Genomic DNA, 22,698 nt, shown 5'->3' with positions numbered 1-22,698 from the left:
TCATTTTGGCGCGCGGTTGCCGTGGGTAGCATGCTTGTGGCGGCACCGGCGATCGCCGACGTGAAGACTGGCGTCGACGCCTGGGCGAAGGGTGAATATCCGCGCGCCATCGCCGAATGGCGGCCGCTGGCGGTCGCGGGCGATCCGGACGCCCAGTTCAACCTCGCCCAGGCGTACAAGCTCGGTCGCGGCGTCCCGCTCGATCCAGCACTGGCCGAAAGCTGGTTCCGCAAGGCGGCGATGAAGGGGCACGTACAGGCCAGCGACAATTATGGCCTGGCGCTGTTCCAGGCCGGCAAGAAGTCCGAGGCGCTGCCGTGGCTTGAGAAATCGGTCGCGCGGGGCGAACCGCGGACGCAGCTGGTGCTCGGCACGATGCTGTTCAACGGCGACGGCGTGCCGCGAGATTTTCCGCGCGCCTATGCGCTGATGACGCGCGCATCGTCCGCAGGGCTTCAGTCGGCTTCGCAAACGCTGGCGCAGATGGACCAGTACATATCGCCGGCCGACCGGGAGAAGGGCACCGCGCTCGCGCAGCAATATGCTCTGAGCGCGAATCAGGCCCAGGCATCGCGTTCGACGGCCCGTCCGACGGTCCGCCCGACCGACCTGCCGCCTGCGCAGGTCGCCGAGACACGCCGTCCATCGAAGCTGCCGGAGAGTTCGCTGCCAGCGCACGTTGCTGCACCTACCCGTGAGCCTTCGGCCAAGCCGGCGTCCGCCACACCGCGACCTGCCAAGCCGGCACCTGCCAAAGCGGTTGCCGCGAAGCCGTCGCCAAGGCCGGAGCCGGCGCGCGCGACCGGCAACTGGCGCGTCCAGCTTGGCGCGTTCCGCGATCAGGGCAATGCCGAATCCCTGTGGGGTCGGGTCCGTGGCAAGCTTGGCGGCGCCCAGCCATTCTATACGAAATCCGCGGGCGTTACCCGCCTCCAGGCAGGCGGTTTCGGTTCGAAAGCGGACGCGACGCGCGCGTGCTCCGCGGCGGGTGTGCCGTGCGTAGTCGTCGCGCCCTGACCTGATCGGCGATGTCCACGCCCCGCCTGCCCCGGAAACCGCGATGATAGTCCTGACGCTGGCGCTGTTCGCGACACCGACAGACTGCATTTCGGTCCGGCAACAGTGTCGGGCGTGCCCGACGGAAACGAGGTTGCAGGGTTGCTCTTCGGTCGGCATCGCGTGCCAGCCAACCCGACGGGTCTGCGAACCGAGGAAGCCGAAAAAGGCTGCCGCGCAGGTGGACCGGCGTTCGGTCGCGCCGCGATCCGCCACGACCGATTGACCGCTGCCGGATCAATTCTGCTACCGGGTCGTTTCGTTCTGACATCGACCGGGAGCAAGATGGATGAATTTGAAGACCTTGGCGCTGGCTGTTGCCGGCGCATCGCTGTTGGCCGCGTGTTCGGGCGAACAGCCTGCGAATACCGATACGATGGCCGATAACGGCGTATCGCTGCGCAATCTTTCCAGCACGGAAGTCGCCGTCCCGAAGCCCGACCAGCTGACGGTAAAGGGGCGACTGATCCCAACCCCGTCCGATCCGACCTCGAAGCATTTCCTGCTGCGTGAGCGGCAGGCGGTCGGCGGCACGATCATCGCGATCCTGCGCCAGGAGCATGACGGCAAGGTCGCCTACGCGCGTACCGAGGTCGATTGCGGCAAGCGATTGTTCCACGTCCTCGGCGTCGGTTCGAACCGGGCGCTGGTCGAGACCAACATTGCGCACGATGGTCCGCTGCGCTCGATCGAAGGCCTGCCGTTGCGCGAGGAACTGGCCTCCTATGTCTGCAACGCGAGCGGTACGCCTCTGGCAAAGGGGTAAGAGTATCCCTTGCATCCTCTCCCGCCAGGGGGAGGATGCAAGGACGACTAGTCTACGACCCAATGCTGCTTCGCGATCCCCTGCGCATACAATAGCGCGGTCAGGTCGCCGTGATCGATCCGCGCAGCCGCCGCCGCCGCCACGATCGGCTTGGCATGGTACGCGACGCCCAACCCCGCCGCCTCGATCATCGCCAGATCGTTCGCGCCATCGCCGACGGCGAGCGACTCCTCGACCGCAATCCCCCGCTCAGCGATCGCCGCGCGCAACGTCGTCAGCTTCGTGTTCGACCCGACAATCGGCTTGGTCACCGTCCCCGTCAGCACGCCATCCTCGATCTGCAGCACGTTGGCGATCGCCCGATCGAAGCCGATTGCCTTCGCCACCGGCTCGGCGAACCGCGTGAACCCGCCCGACACCAATACCGCGAGTGCCCCTCTCGCGCGCATCGTCCGCACCAGTGCCTTCGCGCCCGGCATGATCGTGACGCGTTCGGCGAGACAACGTTCGATGTCGCTTTCCGCCAAGCCCTTGAGCAGAGCAACGCGGGCGTCGAGGGCTGCCTCGAAGTCGAGTTCGCCACGCATGGCGCGTTCGGTGATCTCGGCGATCTGCGGCTTGATGCCGGCGTAATCGGCGAGTTCGTCGATGCATTCGACGGTGATCATCGTCGAATCCATGTCGGCGACCAGCAGCGTCTTGGTCCGCGTAAGGCTCGATTGCACGACGACGTCGGTCGCCGCGAACGCGCCCTCCAGCGCGACCCGGGCCGCGTCCGGCGCCATCCCGAAGATCAGGTCGGCGGCGTCGCCCTGGTCGATCCAGCCGCTTGCGCCCGGTGCGCAGCCGGCGTCGCGCAAGCGGTCCATCGCGGTCGAAATATCGCCTGCGGTCAGCGTGCCCGAGGCTATAAGCGTTGCCGTGAACATACCCATCTCCCAATCAACGGGCGCGCTCCCGAAGGTGGCGCTCATCGCAGGGCCGACCGCGAGCGGCAAGTCCGCGCTCGCGCTTGCCGTCGCCAACGCCCACGACGGCGTGGTCATCAACGCCGACTCCGCGCAGGTCTATGCCGACCTCCGTATCATCACCGCTCGCCCGTCGAGCGAAGAGGAGGCCAGCGCTCCGCACCGCCTGTTCGGCCATGTCGACGCCGCCGACGCCACCTACTCCACCGCGCGCTGGGCCGCCGAGGCGACGCAAGCGATCTGCGACACGCTGGCGGAGGGCAAGCTGCCGATCCTGGTGGGCGGCACCGGCCTCTACATCCGCACCCTGCTAGACGGCATCGCCCCCGTCCCCGCGATCGATCCGGACCTTCGCGAGCAAGTCCGCGCCCTCCCCGTCGCCGAGGCGCATGCCGCGCTTGCCCTGCTCGACCCGCAGGCTGCTGAGAGGCTCAACGCAGCCGACACCACCCGCGTCGCCCGCGCGCTCGAAGTCGTCCGCGGTACCGGCCGCAGACTTGCCGACTGGCAGACCGAGCGCGTCGGCGGGATCGGCGAGACGATCGACGTCCGCGCGCTTATTCTCATTCCCGACCGCGACTGGCTCAACGCGCGCATCGACCAGCGTTTCGCCGAGATGGCCGACACCAGCCGCGACGAAATAGCCGCGCTGCTCGCCCGCGCCGACATCGCGTGGGACGCCCCGATCCGCCGCGCGATCGGCGTTCCCGAGATCGCAGCCCTGGTCCGCGACGAAATCGACATAGCTACCGCCATTGCCGCCGGATCGCTCGCCACGCGGCGCTACGCCAAGCGCCAATATACGTGGCTCCGACACCAGCCGCCCGCCGCCTGGACCCGCACCGAAACCCTCGACCTGCCAACGCGCTTGCAGCAATTTGAAACTATATTGCTGAAATGATGTTTGACACGCATCTTTTATATCGGTAGCCGGCCCCTCCACGAGACGCTAAAGGCAGCGTTCTCGCAAAGGATGATATGAAATGACCGAGAAGAGTGGAGCCGATATCCTGATCGAGGCGCTGTGCGATCTCGGCGTGGAGGTCGTCTTCGGCTATCCGGGTGGTGCCGTGCTGCCGATCTACGACGCGCTGTTCCGCAGCGGCCGGATCAAGCACATCCTCGTGCGCCACGAACAGGCCGCGACGCATGCGGCCGAGGGTTATGCGCGCTCGACCGGCAAGCCCGGCGTGGTGCTTGTCACCTCGGGTCCCGGCGCGACCAATGCGGTCACCGGGATCACCGACGCACTGATGGATTCGATCCCGATGGTCGTGATCACCGGCCAGGTGCCGACCGCGCTGATCGGCACCGACGCGTTCCAAGAGGCCGATACCGTCGGCATCACGCGTCATTGCTCGAAGCACAATTACCTGGTGAAGGATCCCGCCAAGCTCGGCGACGTGATCCACGAGGCGTTCCACATCGCCACCTCGGGGCGTCCCGGCCCGGTGGTCGTCGACATTCCCAAGGACGTGCAGGTCGCGACCGCGCGCTACAAGAAGCCGGGGCCGATCCAGCACAAGACCTATCGCCCGCAGGTGAAGGCCGACCAGGCGCAGATCGAGCAGCTCGTCGACATGCTCGCCGCGGCCGAGCGCCCGATCCTGTATACCGGCGGCGGCATCATCAATTCGGGCCCCGCCGCGAGCCAGCTGCTGTGCGAACTCGTCCGCATCACCGGCGCGCCGGTGACGTCGACTCTGATGGGTCTCGGTGCCTATCCAGCCTCCGGGCCGCAGTGGCTCGGAATGCTCGGCATGCACGGCACGTACGAGGCGAACATGGCGATGAACCAGGCCGACCTCGTGGTCGCGCTCGGCTCGCGTTTCGACGACCGCGTGACGGGGCGCTTGGACGCGTTCAGCCCGAACTCGCGGAAAGTGCATATCGACATAGATCGCTCGTCGGTGAACAAGACCGTGCGCGTCGATCTCGGGATCATCGCCGACGTCGGTCATGCGCTCGAGGACATGGTGCGGATCTGGAAAAGCCGCCAGCATCCGAAGCCCGACACGACCGACTGGCAGCGTCGGATCGCCGGCTGGCGCGCGGTGAAGTGTCTCGACTTCCCCGAGAACGACCCGAACGAGATCATGCCGCAGCGCGCGATCCGCGCGCTGTTCGACGCGACGCACGCGCGCTCGCCGATCATCACGACCGAGGTGGGGCAGCACCAGATGTGGGCCGCGCAGCATTTCGGGTTCGAGAAGCCGAACAAGTGGCTGACGAGCGGTGGTCTCGGCACGATGGGGTACGGCCTGCCCGCCGCGATCGGTGCGCAGCTCGGCAACCCGAACGCGCTGGTGATCGACATCGCCGGCGAAGCGTCGATCCAGATGAACATCCAGGAGCTGGCGACCGCATCGCAATACCGGTTGCCGGTGAAGATCTTCATCCTCAACAACCAGTACATGGGCATGGTTCGCCAGTGGCAGGAGCTCACCTATGAGAGCCGCTATGCCGAGAGCTATTCGGATTCGCTGCCCGATTTCGTGAAGCTGGGCGAAGCTTACGGCTGGAAGGGCATCCTGATCGAGACCCGCGACCAGCTCGACAGCGGGATCGCCGAGATGCTGGCGTATGACGGCCCGGTGATCGTCGATTGCCGTGTGTCGCAGCTGACCAACTGCTTCCCGATGATCCCGTCGGGGGCGGCACATACCGACATGATCCTGCAGGCGAACGAAGTGTCCGGCACGATGGACGACGAAGCGAAGGCGCTGGTTTGATGCACATTCCCCAGGAAAAGGCCGAGCGGCACACGCTCGCCGTCATCGTCGACAACGAACCGGGCATCCTCGCCCGGATCGCCGGCCTGTTCACCGCGCGTGGCTATAATATCGAAAGCCTGACGGTGTCGGAGATCACCGCGGACAAGTCGGTCAGCCGGATCACCATCGTCACCAGCGCTTCGCCGGCGACGATGGAGCAGATCCTCGCCCAGCTCGACCGGCTCGTCCCCGTCCACAAGGTCACCGACCTGACGGCACAGGGCGCGCACGTCGAACGCGAGCTTGCCCTGGTGAAGGTCCGCGGCACCGGCGACCACCGGATCGAGGCGTTGCGCCTCGCCGACGTCTACCGCGCCCGCGTGGTCGATGCGACGACATCGAGCTTCGTGTTCGAGGTCACCGGCGGCATCGACAAGATCGACAAGTTCGTCGAACTCATGGGTGAAGTCGGTCTGATCGAAGTCGCCCGCACCGGCATCGTCGCGATCGCCCGCGGCAAAGAGCCGGCCTGAGTTACGCTACCCAAGCTTCATCAACACCCATTTCCATCTCACCCCGCCCCTAACCGTCACCCCAGCGAAAGCTGGGGTCTCCCCCGGCTCCTGTCCCGCAAGAGCCGCATGAGATACCAGCTTCCGCTGGCATGACGGATTTCCGGCTGGCGTGACGGATTTGCGGGCTCCGACGCTTCAAAATCCAATGCTTCCAGAAAGGACCATTTCAATGCGTGTCTATTACGATCGCGACGCCGACCTGAACCTCATCACCGACAAGAAGATCGCGATCGTCGGTTACGGCTCGCAGGGCCATGCCCACGCGCAGAACCTTCGCGATTCGGGCGTCAAGGACGTCGCCATCGCACTCCGCGAAGGTTCGGCCACCGCCAAGAAGGCGATCGACGCTGGCTTCGCGGTCAAGTCGAACGCCGAAGCCGCCGCCTGGGCCGACATCGTCATGATCCTCGCGCCCGACGAGCATCAGGCCGCGATCTACGCTGCCGATTTGCACGACAACCTCAAGCAGGGCGCGACGATTGCCTTCGCGCACGGCCTCAACGTGCATTTCGGCCTGATCGAGCCGCGCGCCGATCTCGACGTCATCATGATCGCGCCCAAGGGCCCCGGCCACACCGTGCGCAGCGAATATGTCCGCGGCGGCGGCGTCCCCTGCCTGATCGCGATCGACCAGGACAAGTCGGGCAACGCGCATGACATCGCTCTGGCATACGCGTCGGGCGTCGGCGGCGGTCGCTCGGGCATCATCGAGACCAACTTCCGCGAGGAATGCGAGACCGACCTGTTCGGCGAGCAGGCCGTGCTGTGCGGCGGCATTACCCACCTGATCCAGGCCGGGTTCGAGACGCTGGTCGAAGCCGGCTACGCGCCGGAAATGGCGTATTTCGAGTGCCTCCACGAGACCAAGCTGATCGTCGACCTGCTGTATGAGGGCGGCATCGCCAACATGCGCTACTCGATCTCGAACACGGCCGAATATGGCGACATCACGACGGGCCCGCGGATCATCACGTCGGAGACCAAGGCCGAGATGAAGCGCGTTCTCGCCGACATCCAGTCGGGTCGGTTCGTGAAGAACTTCATTCTCGACAACCGTGCAGGTCAGCCCGAACTGAAGGCGGCGCGCAAGCAGGCACTGGCGCATCCGATCGAGAAGATCGGGTCGGAACTGCGCGGCATGATGCCTTGGATCGGGAAGAACGCGCTGGTCGATAAAGCCAAAAACTGACTTCGTCAGTTTTCGCTTTATCGACCGGCCGGCACGACGGAGCCTGCCCATAGGGGACGGCTTCGCCGGGTCCGACGGGCTGGCGTAGGGAAAATGCTGAGGTCAGCGTGAAGCCTGCCCTACCCTACCACCCCGGCGAAGGCCGGGGCCCAGTTGGGGGACGTTGCTAACGGAAGACGACGCTCGGTTACCTCGACCTTTCCAACTGGGCCCCGGCCTTCGCCGGGGTGGTGGCGTTTTGGGGGAAGCGTCAATCGTTGCCTATCCCGTTCCCCCGCGAACGCGGGGGTCCAGGGTCTCGGGCGGTGATCGTGGTTTAGCTGGGCCCCCGCGTCCGCGGGGGAACGAGAGCTGGCGGTGCCCTCTACTTCGCCCACGCCCCTCACCCCACCGACCCAATTCCGAAACACAGCGTTGGCATAACGTCGTTTGACGCGCCCCCTCCGCTCGGCCAGCATCGCGCGTCAAACAGGAGACCCCGCATGCGCCTAGTCCTAGCCACCATCCTCGCCCTCACCGCCGCACCCGTGCTGGCACAGACCGCCGCCGTCCCCGGCGCCCCCGTCAAGGCTCGCGTCACCGCCGGCACCTATGCAGTCGACCCCAACCACACGCAGGTTACCTGGCAGGTTAACCACATGGGCTTCTCGATGCTCGAAGGGCAGCTCGGCGCGTCTGGCGGCAGCATCACGATCGATCCCGCCAAGCCGAACGCGACCAAGGTCGAAGTCAACTTTGCGATCGACCAGCTCTCGGTCACCGCAGCGCCGTTCGCCGGCCATCTGAAGTCGAACAACTTCTTCGACGCCGCGACCTATCCGACCGCCAAGTTCGTCTCGACCAAGGTCGTCGCGACCGGCGATAAGGCCACCATCACCGGCGACCTCACGCTCAAGGGCGTCACCAAGCCGGTCGTGCTGCAGGCGACCTTCATCGGTGCCGGCGCGAACCCGATGAACAAGAAGCTGAACTTCGGCTTCCGCGCGACGACCTCGATCAAGCGCAGCGACTTCAACATCGGCGCCTACGCCCCGGTGGTGTCGGACAAGGTCGACCTGACGATCAACGCGGCGTTCTCCGCGCAATAAACTGGCCCCGCGCTTCCAACGAGCGCAATCAACCCACAAATTCCCTATCGCGCTGGACACGGACCGTGTTCGCGCGATAGGGACGCTAGCAATGACGTATGGCCGCCTCCTGCTGCTTCGACTTACGCGCCCTTAGGCGCGCCGATCGTTTGCGCGGTGGCCATGCCCCGCGCCTCGCGCCTAAGGGCTGACCCGAACGCTCCCGACGACACGAGAGACACGAGCCATGCTGCGCGACCCATCGACCAAATACCGCCCCTTCCCGCAAATCGATTTGCCCGACCGCCAATGGCCGTCGAAGACCATCGTCAAGCCGCCCCGCTGGCTCTCCACCGATCTACGCGACGGCAACCAGGCGCTGATCGATCCGATGGATGCCGAGAAGAAGACGCGGTTCTTCGACCTGCTCTGCAAGGTCGGCCTGAAGGAGATCGAGGTCGGTTTCCCGAGTGCGGGTGCGACCGAGTTCGACTTCATCTCGGGGCTGGTGAAGACCGGGCGCATTCCCGACGACGTGTCGATCCAGGTGCTGACCCAGTCGCGCCGCGATCTGATCGAAACGAGCTTTGCCAGCCTGGTCGGTGCCAAGACCGCGATCGTCCACCTCTACAACGCCGTCTCGCCGGCGTGGCGCAAGATCGTGTTCGGGATGGACCGCGCGCAGGTCAAGCAGATCGCGATCAACGGCGCTAAGGTGCTGCGCGACGAAGCCGCCAAGCAGCCTAACGTCCGCTGGCAGTTCGAATATTCGCCGGAAACCTTCTCGACCGCCGAACTCGATTTCTCGCTGGAAGTTTGCGAGGCGGTGATGGACGTCCTGATGCCGACGCCGGAGAACCCGATCATCTTCAACCTGCCCGCGACCGTCGAGTGCGCGACGCCGAACATCTATGCGGACCAGATCGAATGGTTCGGGAGGCATATCCGCAACCGCGATGCGGTGGCGATCTCGCTGCACACGCACAACGACCGCGGCACCGGTGTCGCGGCGGCGGAGCTCGGCATGATGGCGGGCGCGGACCGGGTCGAGGGCTGCCTGCTCGGCAATGGCGAGCGGACCGGCAATTGCGATCTCGTGACCGTCGCGCTCAACATGTACACGCAAGGCGTCGACCCGAAGCTCGACCTGTCGGACATCGACGGCGTCGTGAACACGGTCAATTACTGCACCAACATCCCCGTCCACCCGCGCACGCCCTATGCCGGCGACCTGGTCTTCACCGCGTTTTCGGGCTCCCACCAGGACGCGATCAAGAAGGGCTTCGCGGCGCAGGAGGCGAAGAACGACACGCTGTGGGAGGTCCCCTACCTGCCGATCGACCCTGCAGATCTGGGCCGCAGCTACGAGGCGGTGATCCGCGTCAATTCGCAGTCGGGCAAGGGCGGCGTCGCCTGGGTGATCGAGCAGGACAAGGGGCTGAAGCTGCCCAAGCGGTTGCAGGCGGACTTCAGCCGGCACGTCCAGGCCTATGCCGACGAGACCAGCCGCGAACTGAACGCAGCGGATATCTGGGGCCTGTTCGAGCGGACCTACATGCCGCAGGCCGACGACCGGGTGGAACTGCGCGATTACGAGGAGAGCGGCGCTTCGGGGCAGCGAGTCTTCATCGGCCGGGTGGCGATCGACGGCGAGGAACGGTCGATCTCGGGGCGCGGCAACGGGCTGATCTCGGGCGTAATCGCGGCGATCGCGGAGTCGACCGGACCGACGCTCGACGTGGTCGATTACAACGAACACGCGATCGGCCACGGCGCCGATGCGCAGGCTGCAGCGTATGTCGAATGCCGCACGGCGGAGGGCAAGACGGTGTTCGGCGTCGGCATGGACACGGACATCGCGACCGCTTCGGTGCGTGCGGTGTTGTCGGCCGCGAACCGGGCGTAAGAAAGCCAACTCCCTCTCCCCTCCGGGGAGAGGGTCGGGGTGAGGGGCAGCCCAGCAACGCAACCCCCGGAACAGCCCCTCACCCCAGCCCTCTCCCCGAAGGGGAGAGGGAGCCGTCAGCGTACGCGAACGATCTCGCAACCGACGCGGGCGTCGGGATAGATGTCGGCCTTCACCGTCCGAACCTTAACCCGCCTCACCCGCGCATCCGCCAAACACAGCCCGGCGATCGCCTCGCAAAGCGTCTCCTGCAACGCGAACGGCCGCTCCGCCACCATCGCCAGGATCCCCGCGCGCACGAAGTCGTAGTCGAGCACCTCCTCGATCGCATCGTCGCCGAGGGCTGCCGGGTACACCACCGTCATCTCGACCGACACGACCACCCGCTGCGGCGCGACCTCATGCGGATGGATCCCCAGCCGCATCATCACCTCGAGACCGTCGAGGATCGTTATGAACTCAGCCATGCCGCCCCTCGAACATCACGTCGCCGTCCCGCGTCAGAAACCGCTGCCCGCAATCGACGAACAGATTCTGCCCGGTCACACCCTTCGCGGTCAGCAGCCACGCCACCGCGTCCGCCACCGCCTCGGCGCCCACCGGCCGCCGCAACAGATTGTCGCTCGCCACCGCCGCGAATTCCGCGTCGCTCTGGTCCCCGCTCGGCAGCGTCAGTCCAGGCGACACCGCGTTCACCCGGATGCGCGGGCCAAGCGCCTGCGCCAGCATCGTCGTCGCCCCCTCCAGCGCGATCTTCCCGCAACTATACGAGAAGAAATCGGGGTTCAGGTTCGCCACCTTCTGGTCCAGCAGGTTCACCACCGCACCCTCCGCAACATCGTCCTGCGACGCCAGCGCCGAGGCCAGCAACACCGGCGCACCGCAATTGATCGCGCCAAGCTCGGCGAACAACACCGGATCGACACCCGGCGGCCGATCGAACTCGAACCGCGAGGCGCAATTGACCAGCCCGTCGATCGGGCCGCATATCGCCGCCCGCGCTGCCGCGAACAGGTCGCCGATCGCGCCAAGATCGCCCAGGTCACCCGCAACCACCGCAGCGCGCCCGCCGCCGGCAACGATCTCCGCGACCAGCGCCGCCGCTTCGTCTGGGGAATGCCCCTGGTGCACGACCACCGCATGCCCGTCCGCCGCCAGCCGCCGGACGATCGCCGCCCCCAGCCGTTTCGCCCCGCCCGTAACAAGGACGGTTCGCATCAAACGCCGCGCCCCATCAGTGCGAGCACTTCCTTGCGGCTGCGCTCGTCGTCTCGGAACACGCCCATCATCCGGCTCGTCACCATCGTCACGCCGGGGGTGCGCACGCCGCGCGCGGTCATGCACGCGTGGCTCGCCTCGATCACGACGGCGACGCCCTGCGGCTTCAGATTGTCCCAGATGCAGTCGGCCACCTCCGCGGTCAGCCGCTCCTGCACCTGCAACCGCCGCGCGAAGCCGTGCAGCACGCGCGCCAGCTTCGAGATACCGACGACGTGATTCTGCGGCAGGTACGCGATGTGGGCCTTGCCGATGATCGGCGCCATGTGGTGCTCGCAGTGCGACTGGAACGGGATGTCCTTCAGCAGGACGATCTCGTCATAGCCACCGACCTCCTCGAACACGCGCTCCAGATGCTTGGCGGGGTCGTCACCGTACCCTGCGCAATATTCCTTCCAGGCGCGCGCGACTCGCCGCGGCGTATCGATCAGCCCTTCGCGAGTCGGATCGTCGCCCGACCAGCGGATCAGCGTCTTGATCGCATCGGCGACATCCTGTGGCACCACGACCTTGCCGTCGTCGCCGAGCGCGTCGCTTCCAGCGGGCAACGGCTCAATCGACATTGGAGGTTGCCGTAGCGTCATGGCCGATCACCGTAACATAGGTTCGAATTTGCAACTGTTTCATCCTGCATTCCTGATGAATTTGTCACCGTTTCCCTTGGGAGAAAAGCGTTGACGGCTTGGATTTTTGATCGCCTATTGAGCATACCTGATAATCGAAACCGTGAACGGCAAAGACCGACGCGGTTCAGGGAGAGGATAGATCATGGCAAAGTTCGAATTGCTCGCCGCAACGGCGATGATACTCCTGCCTGTTGTTCCGGCAGTTGCACAGACCGCCACTACCAGTTCCGCACAAAATACCGCCCCCACGAACGGTCCCGGCCAGGAGGCGACAACGCAGACGCAAGCTTCAGATCCTTATGGGTCGGAGGATATCGTCATCACTGCGCAACGCCAGTCGCAGCGTTTGCAGGACGTGCCGATCGCGGTGAGTGCCTTTACCGCGGACAATCTCGAAAAGCAGCAGATCGTCAACCCCGTCGCCCTTCAGCAGACGTTGCCGAACGTGACGTTCACCAAGACCAACTTCACTTCGTCGAGCTTCACGATCCGCGGCATCGGCGATCTCTGCGTCGGCGCGACCTGCGACAGCGCCACCGCCATCCACGTCAACGACATGCCGCTGGTCTCGACGCGATTGTTCGAGACCGAATTCTACGATCTCGAACGTATCGAGGTTCTGCGCGGACCGCAGGGAACCCTGTTCGGACGCAACGCGACCGCCGGCGTGGTCAATTTCATCACCGCCAAGCCCGATCTGTCCGGGATTCACGCGGCCGGCGAGTTCGAATACGGCAATTACGACTCCAAGCGCGTGAAGGGCATGTTCAACCTGCCCATCACCGACACCATCGGCATCCGTGTCGCCGGCCAGTATCTGAACCGTGACGGCTATACTAAGAACCTGTTCGACGGCGGCCGGATCGACGATCGCGATCTGTACTCGGTCCGCGGCACGCTGTCCTGGGAGCCGGACAGCGACACGCGCGTCGACCTGATCGGCTATTACTTCCACGAGCGCGACAACCGTTCGCGCATCCAGAAGCAACTCTGCCACCGCGATCCGACCGGCGTGCTGGGCTGCCTTCCGGACCGGCTCGACTACGGAACGACCAACGGCAACTCGACGCTGGCCGCGGTGTATTCGTCGAGCGAGTTCTACCGTTTCGCGCTCGGCGCGACGTTCGTGCCCTACGCGTTGCAGAGCCTCTACGGACGCGACACCTATAACGGGGTCGTCAACCCGAACGACGTCCGCACCGTCAATATCGATTACAAGCCCACCTATTTCAGCGACGAAGAGCAATATACCGCCAAGATCTTCCACGATTTCGGACCGGTTTCGTTCAACTTCACCGGTGGCTATGCGCGCAACTCGGTGGATTCGACCAACGACTATAATCTCGCAGTCGAGAACCCGCTGGGCGCCAATGTCGGCGCGCTTACCCTGATCGGCACCGCGGCGGCCCCCGGCGCGGCGTTCCCCGGCGGGATCAACCCGTTCACCAATGCCGTCGCCGCGCTGTTCCCCAACGGCAATACCGGCACGATCTGCCAATCGGCTCCCGGACCGGACCTCGGCGTGTTCAGCGGCAGCAAGCTGTGCGGACCGAGCAGCCAAGACGTCGATCGCTCGAACGCCCGCTCTCGGCAATTCTCCGCCGAAGCACATCTCGACAGCCGCTTCGACGGCATCTTCAACTTCCTGGTCGGCGGCATCTACCTCGACCAGAAAATTCGCGACAACAGCTATTACGTGACCGCCTTCCCGCTCGATTACGGTGCCGCGATCATCGGCGCCGCCAACGTGCTGGGCGGCCGCGTCGCCGGCGCGACGCTGCCCAACTCCTTCGGCTCGACACCGTTCTACCGCAGCTTCACCGACTCGGTGCACCTGAAGTCGTACGGGATCTTCGGCGAGACGTATTTCGACTTCACCGACAAGCTGAAGCTGACGCTGGGGCTGCGCTACAATCACGACGAGAAGGAGGTTCGCGCGCGCACCGCCTTCATCTTCGACACCAAGAGCCGCGCACTCGTCACCGCGGCGGGCCAGCCGATCCGAGATGCGGAGGGCAATGCGATCGTCGTCTCTGCGGTTACGACCGCGCTCAACCCCTATGGTACCAACGCGCTCGAGAACGCGATCAACTATGCCTCGCTGGATTACGATCCGTTCACGGCGGGCAACCAGCCGTTCGGCGTCGCCCGCGTCGCGTTCGGCAGGCTGACCGGCCGCGCGGTGCTCGAATACAAGATCAAGCCCGACAATCTGGTCTATGCGTCCTATTCGCGCGGCTACAAATCCGGCGGCATCAATCCGCCCTTGTCGCCGGTCTTCGCAGTCGACCAGGCGTTCAAGCCGGAGTCTGTGGATTCGTTCGAGATCGGCTCGAAGAACAGCTTCCTTAACCGGACGCTGCAACTCAATCTCACCGGCTTCTACTATCGGTACAAGCAGCTTCAGCTGAGCCGGATCGTCGCGCGTACCTCCGTCAATGACAACATCAACGCGAATATCTACGGCGTCGAGGCAGAGGCGATCATGCGCCCTTCGCCCAAGTTCACGGTCAACATGAACTTCAGCTACCTGAAGTCCAAGGTCGCGGGCGACAAGTTCATCGGCAACCCACAGGATCCGTCGGGTGGCCGCGCCGATACGGTTATCATCAAGGACATCACCAACGCCTCGAATTGCACCGTGCGCCCGACCACGGTCGGCAATGCCGCAGGGGCGAACGCGTTCGTCGGCGCGGTGAACTCCGCGCTGGGGCTACGTCCGCCGACCGCACTGCTGGCGAACGGCAGCACCGGCGCGTATTCCGTGTGCGACGCGCTCGCCGCGGCGACAGCCGGCGCCCTTGCCAACTACAACCCGGCGCTGGCCGCGTTGCAGGCGCCGCTCAATGCCGGGTTCGGGACGAATGCGAACGGCGCACTGCCGTTCGTGGTCGATCGCAGCGGCGTGCTCGTCAACATCCGCGGCAACGATCTGCCCCAGGCACCGCGCTATAAATTCTCGGCGGGCGCGCAATACGTGGCGGACATCGGAGACTTCACGATCGTCCCGCGCGTCGACCTCGCCTATACCGGCGGCTTCACGGCGAGCATCTTCAACCAGACCATCAACCGTGTGCAGGGATATGAGGTGATCAACGCCCAGATCCAGCTGAACGGCCCCGACGAGCGATATTATGTGCGCGGTTTCGTCCAGAACCTGACCAAGAACGATGCGATCACCGGCCAGTACGTGACCGACCAGTCATCGGGGTTGTTCACCAACATCTTCACGGTCGAACCGCGGCGATACGGCGTAGCCGCCGGGTTCAAGTTCTGAGGGCGCGCGCGCCGCGATCGGGGGCAGGTCTCGTTCGCGGCGCGCGTCGTTCGCTATTCGCTAAGATCTCAGCGTTCGCCGGGACGACGGGCGGGGCGATGTAGAGGCGACACCCTTCACCGTCTCTCACCCGGTCATCACCACCCGCCCCCGTCACGCCAGCGAACGCTGGGGTCTCACGCAAGGCGCGAGTCATTCGCCACGCAATTGAGATCCTCGCGTTCGCTGCGATGACCGCTGGAATGCCAATGGAGGTTGAAGCGCAGAGCTTCGGCCCTACCCGTCGCCCCAGCGAAATCTGGGGGCTCACGCGTGGCGCGAGTCATTCGCCACGGAATTGAGATCCCCGCGTTCACTGCGATGACGGGAATGCCAATGGCGGTTAGAGCGCAGCGCTTCGGCCCTACCCGTCACCCCAGCGAAAGCTGGGGTCTCGTGCGTGGCGCGCGCGCTACGCACCCCGAAGAGATCCAGCGTTCGCTTGGATGACGGATTTCGAAGCCTATTTCAGCCGCTCGGCGTGCCAGGCGACATGATCTCCTAGGAACGTCGAGATGAAGGTGTAGCTGTGGTCGTACCCTGGCTGCATCCGCAGCTTCAGGTCGATCCCTGCCGCGTCGCAAGCGGCCGCCAGCAACTCCGGCTTCAGCTGATCCGCCAGAAAGCCGTCGGCATCGCCCTGATCGACCAGGATCGCGTTCACCCGCGCGCCGTCCTCGATCAACGCGCAGGCGTCGTACGCGCGCCACGTCGCCCGGTCCTGCCCCAGGTACCCGCCGAGCGCCTTCTCGCCCCACGCGCAGTGCAGCGGCGCCACGATCGGCGCGAATGCCGACACACTTCGAAAACGATCGGGATTGCGCAGCGCGATCGTCAGCGCGCCATGTCCCCCCATCGAGTGACCGGTGATTCCCTGCCGCGTCATGTCCGCCATCGGAAACTCGGCCGCGATCAGCGCCGGCAGTTCGTTCTCGATATAAGACCGCATCCGGAAGTTCGCCGCCCAGGGCTCCTCGGTTGCATCGACATAGAAGCCCGCCCCCTTGCCGAAGTCGTACGCCTCGTCGTCCGGCACGTCATTGCCGCGGGGGGACGTGTCGGGCGCGATGAATATCACGCCCAGCTCCGCACACGCGCGGCGGTATTCGCCCTTGTCCATGACGTTGGCGTGCGTGCAGGTCAGCCCCGACAGGAACCAAAGCACCGGCAACCGCGCGCCGTCGTCATGCGGCGGCACATAGACTGCGAAGGTCATGTCGGTGCCGGTCGAGGTCGAGGCGTGGCGATATACGCCCTGCGTGCCGCCATAGGCCTTGCTGGTGGAAACGGTCTCCATCACGCGACCCGGTGCGCCGCGCAGAGCTTGTTGCCGGCCGGATCGCGCAGATAGGCCAGATACAGCGTGCGACCGGCGGTACCCTGGCGGAGACCGGGCGGGTTCTCGCACGCCGTACCGCCGTTCGCGAGCCCGGCGGCATGCCAGGCATCGGCGGCCTCGGGCGAGGATGCGACGAACCCCATCGTGCTGCCGTTGCCGTGGCTCGCGGGCTGGCCGTTGATCGGCGGCGTGATCAGGAAGCGACCGCCAGCGTGCGCGTAGACCACCCGTCCCCACTCGTCGACGACGCCCTCGGGCACGCCGAGCGCACCCAGGCTCGCGTCGTAGAACGCCTTTGAGGCCGCGATATCGTCGGCGCCGAGCATGATATGGCTGAACATTCGCGCGCCCTCAGTAGATCACGACGGAGCGGATGCTCTCGCCGGCGTGCATCAGGTCGAAGCCCTTGTTGATCTCGTCGAGCGTCAGGCGGTGCGTGATCATCGGGTCGATCTCGATCATGCCGTTCATGTACCAGTCGACGATCTTCGGCGTGTCGGTCCGCCCGCGCGCGCCGCCGAACGCCGTCCCGCGCCAGTTGCGCCCGGTGACGAGCTGGAAAGGTCGCGTTGAAATCTCCTTCCCCGCCTCCGCCACCCCAATCACAATCGAGGTGCCCCAGCCGCGATGACACGCCTCCAGCGCCTGCCGCATGACGGTCGTGTTGCCGGTCGCGTCGAACGTATAGTCCGCACCGCCATCGGTAAGCGCAACGATATGCGCGACGATGTCGCCGACATCCTTGGGGTTGGCGAAGTGGGTCATGCCGAACCGACGTCCCCATTCCTCGCGATCGGAGTTGATGTCGACGCCGACGATCATCCCGGCGCCGGCAAGCCGTGCGCCCTGGATCACGTTCAACCCGATCCCGCCAAGCCCGAACACCACGACCGTATCGCCCGGCTGAACCTTCGCCGTGTGCACCACCGCCCCCACGCCGGTCGTGACGCCGCAACCGATGTAGCAGGACGTGTCGAACGGCGCATCCTCGCGGATCTTCGCCACCGCGATCTCGGGCAGCACCGTAAAGTTCGAGAAGGTCGAGCAGCCCATGTAATGGAAGATCGGCTGGCCCTTGTAGCTGAACCGCGTCGTGCCGTCGGGCATCAGCCCCTTGCCCTGCGTGGCGCGGATCGCGGTGCACAGGTTCGTCTTCTGGCTGAGGCACGACTTACACTGGCGGCATTCGGGCGTGTAGAGCGGGATGACGTGGTCGCCGACCGCCACGCTGGTCACGCCTGCGCCCACTTCGCGGACGATGCCGGCGCCTTCATGGCCCAGAACGCTCGGAAACAACCCTTCCGAATCAAGGCCGTCAAGCGTGTATGCGTCGGTGTGGCAGATGCCGGTCGCCATGATTTCGACAAGCACTTCGCCGAATTTCGGCCCTTCGAGGTCGAGTTCGACGATCTCGAGCGGTTTTTTTGCCTCGAATGCGACAGCGGCGCGGGTCTTCATGGGTCGGTCTCCTTGATTGCCGCCCTGATGCCCCGAGCCCCCCGCCTCCGCAACCCGCCAGCGATGCAACCAAAGCGTCGTTCCCGCGCTTGATCCTTGCAAATCAAGGAGATGGCACCGTGAAGGATCCGAAGAAGGGCGACGAGGTTACCTGGAAGTCGCATGGTGGCGAGGCTCACGGCAAGGTCGAAAAGAAACAGACCAGCGACACGAAGATCAAGGGCCATACCGTCAGAGCCTCCAAGGAGGAGCCGCAATTCATCGTAAAGAGTGACAATGGCGGCAAGGCAGCGCACAAGGCGGACGCGCTCACCAAGGCGTGAACACGTGTGCAGTGCCTAACGCACGCACGCGAACAGGAAGGAATGCTTATGGCTACAGCTCCCAAGACCGGCGGCATCCACGCCCCCGTCCAGCCCTCTCCCGAGCTCGGCGAGATCGTCGGCAACGACAAGCTCCCGCGCAGCGAAGTGATCAGCAAGGTCTGGGTCTACATCAAGGCCCACAACCTTCAGAACCCTGAGAACAAGCGCGAGATCCTCGCGGACGAGAAGCTGAAGAAGGTCTTCGGGCGTGACAAGTGCACGATGTTCGAGATGAACAAGTACATCTCGCAGCACGTCAAGGCTTAACCGCCAGCACTGCACGGCAAGCGGCGACGGGGGATCGACAGTGATACCCGTCGCCCCTTGATTACACCCAGTCGATGAGTCGGCATACCGAGAATAGCGTCGTAGCTCGACATGATCGTGCACGACTGACCCGAGCCCCGAGCTTGATCGGCCCACCTGACCGGCGTATTGCGCCAACCGATGCCCCCGTAGCTCAGCCGGATAGAGCGACGGTTTCCTAAACCGTAGGCCGCGTGTTCAAATCTCGCCGGGGGCACCAGCTTTTTAACCCGAGCACTCTCTAGTCGTTGACGCACCCATATACGGAACGTATACGTTTCGTATATTAAATGGGATTTCGTGAACATGGGTATCGTGAAGATCGACGATGATTTGCATGAGCAGGTTCGTCTCAGCAGCGCGGTGATGTGTCGGTCGATTAACGCTCAGGCCGAGTTCTGGATGAAAATCGGCATGCTGGCGGAGACCAATCCGACGCTGTCCTTCATCGAGATCGTGGCGATGCAGCGCGCCGGGCCAGCCCGCCTCGCGGCCTGACGGCATGGTGAAAACCTCGGACGAACTGGCGCTGATGCGCGTGGCGGGCAAGCTGCTGGCCTCGGTTTTCGAGATGCTGGACGCTCGCAATCTTGAGGGCATGTCGACGCTGCAGGTCAACGATCTGGTGGACCAGTTCATTACCGTCGACCTAGGCGCGCGTCCCGCAAGCAAGGGGCAGTATGGCTTCCAATATGTCCTGAACTGTTCGATCAACCACGTCGTTTGCCACGGCGTGCCCAACCCCGACGAGATCATCCGGGACGGCGATATCATCAACCTCGACATCACGCTCGAGAAGAACGGCTTCATCGCAGACTCCAGCAAAACCTACCTGGTCGGCAACGCGCCACCCGCCGCGCGCCGCCTCGTCAAGGTTGCGCAGGAGGCCATGTGGCACGGCATCCGGCAGGTGCGACCGGGCGCCTATCTGGGCGACATCGGCGCGGCGATCGAGGGACACGCCAAGCGCAATGGCTATTCAATCGTGCGCGACTATTGTGGACACGGTATCGGGCGCGAAATGCACGAGGAACCGCAAGTGCTGAATTTCGGCCGGCCGGGCACCGGTATGAGATTGCGCGAAGGCATGGTGTTCACCGTCGAGCCGATGGTCAATCAAGGCACCCGCAAGGTTTCCACCGAGAGCGACGGCTGGACGGTGGTGACCAACGATCGCAAGCTATCTGCGCAATTCGAGCATACCGTGGCGGTCACGAGCGACGGCGTCGAGGTCCTGACGCTACGCCGCGACGAGGTTGCCTCGCCCCCTCGCGGGCGTTAGCCGCAACAGCGTTTGGACTTCTTGCCTGAGCCGCAAAGGCACGGGTCGTTCCGGCCGACCCTGATCGACTGACCGGTCGATGGCACGACCGGCGCAGCGCCCCGATTGCGGGCCCGGGCAGCGTAGATCGGCAGCACGCTGCGCACGAGTTCGGCAGGCGCGTCGGCGTCGACCGCATTGATCTCCACGCTGTCGAGCGCGCTCTCGTCGTTCGCGATGGCGATCAGGGTCGAGAGACGCTCGATCGCCCCCGTCGCCTCGGCATCGTCGCCGGCGGCAAGCGCCGCCCAACCATCGGACCGCAGCGCCATCGCATCCGCGAACCCGTCGAGCCATAGCTCCCACAACACCTCGCCGTTGCGCTCGTCGACATCGAAAATCGGCTGAGGCTTGCCCCGATCGAGATCGCGGATGATCTCGGCCAGTCGCGCCATCACTGCGTCGGCAAACCACTGAACGTCGAGCGGGTCGTCGAACGGCGCGCCGTTGCCGGCATCGACCCCCCATACCGACTGCATCCACTCGTCGGACGGTATCGTGTCCGGACTGACGGCTACGCCGGTCAGGAAACCGTCCAGTTCGGTAAGCAACATCGGCTGCTCGACACGCAAGTCGGCCAGCGCACCGTCAAGGCGACGGAATCGTGATGGGATATGTCTCATTCGGTTGTCGACTGCCTATGCGAAGAGCCTGGTCCCATAGCGTGCGAACGGCCTCGGCTTCCAGTACTGGAAATCAGGCTAGGGACCGGCGCGACCGAAGGCCGCCAAATCTGAACGGACGTGTGGCAGAGAATGCCGCCCCGGAGGCTTGCCTCCTGCTGCCCTCCCAATGCAAAGATCGGCCGCTCAACAGGGAGTTAGCGCTGCGATGAAAACCTTTTGCCACTTCGTTGCGCTGGCTTCGATCGCCGCGATGGCACCTGCCCAGACTGCCCGATCGCAGCTTTCGGCATCGTCGCAGCTTTCGGCCCCGTCGCCCGCGGACATCTACGGTCCGTTATTCCGCGCGGTGCAGCAGGCGCATGTGTTCGCGGACGGCAAGACGTTCGTCGACGCCGTTCCCAAGCGCAGCGCTAGTGCGATCATGGCGGACTATGCGCGGGATAGGCCTGCCGGTGCCGCACTGAAGGCATTCGTGCTCGCCAACTTCGTGGTGCCCGGGGAGAACGATCGCGGGTCGGGCGACCTCAGGACGCATGTCCGAACGCTCTGGCCGCAACTGGTGCGCCAGCCGGTCGTGCCCAGCGCTGGCAGTTCCGCATTGCCGCTGCCTGCCCCCTATGTCGTGCCGGGCGGGCGTTTTCGCGAGATCTATTACTGGGACAGCTATTTCACGATGCTGGGTCTCAAGGTCGATGGGCAGCAGCCGCTGGTGGAATCGATGCTCGACAATTTTACGAGGCTGATCGAGCGTTACGGGCATATCCCGAACGGGACGCGGACCTATTATCTGAGCCGGTCGCAGCCGCCATATTACGCGCTCATGCTCGATCTCTCGACCAACACCGATCCCGCGATCGCCAAGCGGCGGCTGGCGGCGCTGAGAGCGGAGCATGCATTCTGGATGAAGGGCACGACATGCCTGACCGGCAAAGCTGCATGCCTGCGCGTGGTACGGATGCCCGACGGCAATGTGCTGAACCGCTATTACGACGACCGTGATACCCCGCGCGACGAATCCTATGCCGAGGATGTCGAGACTGCGGCGAGAGCGGCGCCGCGTCCTGCGACCGACACGCAGCGCGATTTGCGCGCGGGTGCGGAAAGCGGGTGGGACTTCAGTTCCCGCTGGCTGCGCGATCCTGCGTCGCTCGCCTCGATCCACACGACCGACATCGCGCCGGTCGATCTGAACAGCCTGTTATGGGCGATGGAGCGCCGCATTGCCGAGCGTTGCCGGACCGCTGGCGATGCGCCCTGTGCGACCGCGTTCGCGACACTGGCGAACAACCGCAAGATCGCGATCGACCGTTATCTCTGGCAGGCGACGACCGCGCGCTATGCCGATTGGGATCTCTCGACGCGCAAGCCGACCGCCAGCATCAACGCCGCCATGCTGCACCCGCTGTTCGTCGGTCTCGCATCGCCCGCGCAGGCGAACTCTGTCGCCGCGGCGGTGCGGACATCGTTGGTGGCGGAGGGCGGTTTGCGGACGACGACACTGAAAACCGGGCAGCAATGGGACGAGCCCAATGGCTGGGCGCCGTTGCAATGGGTCGCGATCGCGGGTCTCGACCAGAACGGCGAACCGGCGCTCGCCAAGGATATTGCGCGCCGCTGGCTCGGAACGGTCGGCGCTGCCTATGCCGAGACCGGCAAGATGCTCGAGAAATACAATATCGAGCAGCGGGCACCCGGCGGCGGCGGGGAATATCCGGTGCAGGACGGCTTCGGCTGGACCAATGGAGTCACGAGCGCGATCCTGGATCGTTACCCGGATTTGGCACGCCCTGCGAAGTAGCGCCTCGGCAAGCGCTCTATCGGA

22 protein-coding genes and 1 tRNA gene are annotated in these 22,698 nt (G+C 64.8%); 15 read left to right on the top strand and 8 right to left on the bottom strand.

The window, feature by feature from the left end; genetic code table 11:
* Positions 1-30 precede the first annotated feature (30 nt).
* Together SJY41_RS02785 and SJY41_RS02780 are read left to right on the top strand one after the other, a co-directional pair.
* Positions 31-1,017: an SPOR domain-containing protein gene (locus SJY41_RS02785; RefSeq protein WP_380784038.1), complete on the top strand. Its 987-nt coding sequence runs from the start codon at positions 31-33 to the stop codon at positions 1,015-1,017.
* A 328-nt stretch (positions 1,018-1,345) separates the two neighbouring features.
* A complete protein-coding gene (locus tag SJY41_RS02780) occupies positions 1,346-1,822 on the top strand; it encodes a hypothetical protein (RefSeq protein WP_380778870.1) in 477 nt (158 codons plus the stop codon).
* 47 nt (positions 1,823-1,869) lie between these two features.
* Here SJY41_RS02780 and serB read toward each other — a convergent pair whose 3' ends face one another.
* The gene (gene serB, locus SJY41_RS02775) at positions 1,870-2,751 is read right to left on the bottom strand and encodes a phosphoserine phosphatase SerB (protein WP_380778868.1); all 882 of its coding nucleotides are present in this window, start codon (positions 2,749-2,751) and stop codon (positions 1,870-1,872) included.
* A 34-nt stretch (positions 2,752-2,785) separates the two neighbouring features.
* On the opposite strand from serB, the gene miaA reads away from it, so the two are divergent.
* The 6 genes from miaA to leuA all read left to right on the top strand — a co-directional run bounded on the left by miaA (position 2,786) and on the right by leuA (position 10,241).
* Positions 2,786-3,691 carry a tRNA (adenosine(37)-N6)-dimethylallyltransferase MiaA gene (gene miaA, locus SJY41_RS02770; protein WP_380778866.1) on the top strand — a complete coding sequence of 302 codons (906 nt, stop codon included), beginning with the start codon at positions 2,786-2,788 and terminating at the stop codon, positions 3,689-3,691.
* An 82-nt stretch (positions 3,692-3,773) separates the two neighbouring features.
* On the top strand, positions 3,774-5,522 hold the full coding sequence (locus tag SJY41_RS02765) for an acetolactate synthase 3 large subunit (RefSeq protein WP_380778864.1): 1,749 nt from the start codon (positions 3,774-3,776) through the stop codon (positions 5,520-5,522).
* A complete protein-coding gene (gene ilvN, locus SJY41_RS02760) occupies positions 5,522-6,037 on the top strand; it encodes an acetolactate synthase small subunit (protein ID WP_380778862.1) in 516 nt (171 codons plus the stop codon). Before SJY41_RS02765 ends, ilvN begins: the two co-directional genes overlap by 1 nt.
* 211 nt (positions 6,038-6,248) lie before the next feature.
* Entirely contained in the window at positions 6,249-7,268 is a 1,020-nt protein-coding gene (gene ilvC / locus SJY41_RS02755; RefSeq protein ID WP_380778860.1) for a ketol-acid reductoisomerase, read from the top strand.
* Between the two features lie 482 nt (positions 7,269-7,750).
* On the top strand, positions 7,751-8,356 hold the full coding sequence (locus SJY41_RS02750; protein WP_380778858.1) for a YceI family protein: 606 nt from the start codon (positions 7,751-7,753) through the stop codon (positions 8,354-8,356).
* A 226-nt stretch (positions 8,357-8,582) separates the two neighbouring features.
* A complete protein-coding gene (leuA, locus tag SJY41_RS02745) occupies positions 8,583-10,241 on the top strand; it encodes a 2-isopropylmalate synthase (protein WP_380778856.1) in 1,659 nt (552 codons plus the stop codon).
* Between the two features lie 116 nt (positions 10,242-10,357).
* Here leuA and SJY41_RS02740 read toward each other — a convergent pair whose 3' ends face one another.
* From SJY41_RS02740 to folE, 3 genes are read right to left on the bottom strand one after another with little or no spacing between them, the layout of a single operon-like run.
* Complete coding sequence (locus tag SJY41_RS02740) at positions 10,358-10,708, bottom strand: dihydroneopterin aldolase (protein ID WP_380778854.1); 351 nt, start codon at positions 10,706-10,708, stop codon at positions 10,358-10,360.
* Entirely contained in the window at positions 10,701-11,459 is a 759-nt protein-coding gene (locus SJY41_RS02735) for an SDR family oxidoreductase (protein WP_380778852.1), read from the bottom strand. Before SJY41_RS02735 ends, SJY41_RS02740 begins: the two co-directional genes overlap by 8 nt.
* Positions 11,459-12,082 carry a GTP cyclohydrolase I FolE gene (folE, locus tag SJY41_RS02730; protein WP_380778850.1) on the bottom strand — a complete coding sequence of 208 codons (624 nt, stop codon included), beginning with the start codon at positions 12,080-12,082 and terminating at the stop codon, positions 11,459-11,461. The genes SJY41_RS02735 and folE overlap by 1 nt, the downstream gene beginning before the upstream one ends.
* Before the next feature lie 205 nt (positions 12,083-12,287).
* Here folE and SJY41_RS02725 point away from each other — a divergent pair, with 205 nt between their 5' ends.
* Positions 12,288-15,422, top strand: a complete 3,135-nt coding sequence (locus SJY41_RS02725) for a TonB-dependent receptor (RefSeq protein ID WP_380778849.1) — start codon at positions 12,288-12,290, stop codon at positions 15,420-15,422.
* A gap of 502 nt (positions 15,423-15,924) precedes the next feature.
* Here SJY41_RS02725 and fghA read toward each other — a convergent pair.
* From fghA to SJY41_RS02710, 3 genes are read right to left on the bottom strand one after another with little or no spacing between them, the layout of a single operon-like run.
* Positions 15,925-16,758, bottom strand: coding sequence for an S-formylglutathione hydrolase (gene fghA / locus SJY41_RS02720; protein ID WP_380778847.1), 834 nt, complete (start codon positions 16,756-16,758; stop codon positions 15,925-15,927).
* Entirely contained in the window at positions 16,758-17,141 is a 384-nt protein-coding gene (locus tag SJY41_RS02715) for a VOC family protein (protein ID WP_380778845.1), read from the bottom strand. The genes fghA and SJY41_RS02715 overlap by 1 nt, the downstream gene beginning before the upstream one ends.
* A 10-nt stretch (positions 17,142-17,151) precedes the next feature.
* Positions 17,152-18,258 (bottom strand): S-(hydroxymethyl)glutathione dehydrogenase/class III alcohol dehydrogenase, encoded by a 1,107-nt coding sequence (locus SJY41_RS02710; RefSeq protein ID WP_380778843.1) that lies wholly within the window; start codon positions 18,256-18,258, stop codon positions 17,152-17,154.
* A gap of 119 nt (positions 18,259-18,377) precedes the next feature.
* Here SJY41_RS02710 and SJY41_RS02705 point away from each other — a divergent pair, with 119 nt between their 5' ends.
* The 5 genes from SJY41_RS02705 to map all read left to right on the top strand — a co-directional run bounded on the left by SJY41_RS02705 (position 18,378) and on the right by map (position 20,211).
* Positions 18,378-18,581, top strand: a complete 204-nt coding sequence (locus tag SJY41_RS02705; RefSeq protein WP_380778841.1) for a DUF2945 domain-containing protein — start codon at positions 18,378-18,380, stop codon at positions 18,579-18,581.
* Between the two features lie 48 nt (positions 18,582-18,629).
* Entirely contained in the window at positions 18,630-18,890 is a 261-nt protein-coding gene (locus SJY41_RS02700; RefSeq protein WP_031394799.1) for an SWIB/MDM2 domain-containing protein, read from the top strand.
* A gap of 182 nt (positions 18,891-19,072) precedes the next feature.
* Positions 19,073-19,149 (top strand) — tRNA-Arg (locus tag SJY41_RS02695).
* 86 nt (positions 19,150-19,235) lie between these two features.
* Entirely contained in the window at positions 19,236-19,427 is a 192-nt protein-coding gene (locus tag SJY41_RS02690; RefSeq protein ID WP_380778839.1) for a ParD-like family protein, read from the top strand.
* 4 nt (positions 19,428-19,431) lie between these two features.
* Positions 19,432-20,211: a type I methionyl aminopeptidase gene (gene map / locus SJY41_RS02685; protein WP_380778837.1), complete on the top strand. Its 780-nt coding sequence runs from the start codon at positions 19,432-19,434 to the stop codon at positions 20,209-20,211.
* Here the strand turns inward: map and SJY41_RS02680 are convergent.
* Positions 20,208-20,873: a UPF0149 family protein gene (locus SJY41_RS02680; RefSeq protein ID WP_380778835.1), complete on the bottom strand. Its 666-nt coding sequence runs from the start codon at positions 20,871-20,873 to the stop codon at positions 20,208-20,210. The genes map and SJY41_RS02680 overlap by 4 nt on opposite strands.
* A gap of 208 nt (positions 20,874-21,081) precedes the next feature.
* Here SJY41_RS02680 and treF point away from each other — a divergent pair, with 208 nt between their 5' ends.
* Positions 21,082-22,674, top strand: coding sequence for an alpha,alpha-trehalase TreF (treF, locus tag SJY41_RS02675; RefSeq protein WP_380778833.1), 1,593 nt, complete (start codon positions 21,082-21,084; stop codon positions 22,672-22,674).
* Positions 22,675-22,698: the final 24 nt, after the last annotated feature.

Source organism: Sphingomonas sp. R86520 (assembly GCF_042466285.1).
Classification (GTDB): domain Bacteria; phylum Pseudomonadota; class Alphaproteobacteria; order Sphingomonadales; family Sphingomonadaceae; genus Sphingomonas.
This window is presented reverse-complemented; position numbering and strand designations above follow the sequence as displayed.